This is a genomic window from Microcoleus sp. T3_B1 (genome assembly GCF_036700445.1).
Lineage (GTDB): Bacteria > Cyanobacteriota > Cyanobacteriia > Cyanobacteriales > Microcoleaceae > Microcoleus.
On the sequence record NZ_JAUBOX010000047.1, the window covers coordinates 54,991 to 56,119 of the forward strand.

General features: G+C 45.0%; 1 protein-coding gene. It reads right to left on the reverse strand.

Going from position 1 to position 1,129, the window contains the following annotated elements:
* Positions 1-38 precede the first annotated feature (38 nt).
* Positions 39-635 carry a Uma2 family endonuclease gene (locus QT990_RS22700; protein WP_333145076.1) on the reverse strand — a complete coding sequence of 199 codons (597 nt, stop codon included), beginning with the start codon at positions 633-635 and terminating at the stop codon, positions 39-41.
* Between the last annotated feature and the right edge of the window lie 494 nt (positions 636-1,129).

Sequence of the window (1,129 nt, forward strand, 5' to 3'; positions counted from 1 at the left end):
GGTTTCTTGCCAACCAACTAAAGAAAATGGAGCGAGATTCAAGGATTGAGAATAGGTGTAATATCTAGAAGAAATCCGGGAAGTACATCTTCACCCGAAAGTGTAGGCGGTTGGTCAAAAGAGAAATTAATCACTTCTGCTACCTCTTCAGACAACCGATAGATTTCTACTAAAGGCGTTTGCGGGTCAATTAGCCAACCTAAGCGACAGCCGTTAGTTCGATAATACCGCATTTTAGCCCGCAATGTTTCTAGGGAATCAGTTTGGGAACGCAATTCTATTACAAAGTCCGGGCACAGGGGAGGAAATTTGCGCTTATCTTCTGCGGATAATGCTTCCCAACGTTCTAGGAGTACCCAAGCAGCATCAGGGGAACGCTTCGCACCGTTGGGTAATTGAAAGACAGTGGAAGAGTCAAAGACTTTTCCCAATCGAGTCTGACGATTCCACAAATTTAGGTCTGTAGTCAAATCCGAATTTCTGATGCCGCTTTCGCCGCCTGTTGGAGGCATAATAATTAGTTCTCCTTCGGGGGTTTGTTCTAATCGCCACTCTTCATTAGCGATGGACAATTGATAAAATTGTTCGTCGGTTAAAGCGACGGATGCAGGTAGGTTGAGGGTTATAGTTTCCATCGTTGATATTATCGCCAACTAGGTTGGTTTTATTATAACTCGCACTTTCTGACAATTTTCTCAAAAATATCGCACGCTCAGAAACCGGGTTTCTTCCGATATTTCTCGTGCGAGGCGGAAAATTGTGGCAGAAACCCGGTTTCTCGCCACGCAGCTAATCCCCGGAACCGGGTTTCTTCCGATATTTATCGTACTCAACTGAAACTTGTCGCAGAAACTCGGTTTATCGCCACCTAACGAGAGAAATTAGATCGCAAATCCGCGATAATCGATCGCAATCACCCGCGCCAAATTCCCCACGCTAACCCACAAGTCCGCCGGGGGTTGAAAACCCCCGTCTCATAGCAAAAGTCCTCTCAAAGAGGACTGAAAGACACATTTTTGAACAAGCATTGCAATATCTCCCCAGTCGGTTTAAACTGAGATGTTGCACCATTCTCAATAAGCTTTTTAGGAACAGGCAAGATGCCTGTTCCACAAGAAAATTCACTCTT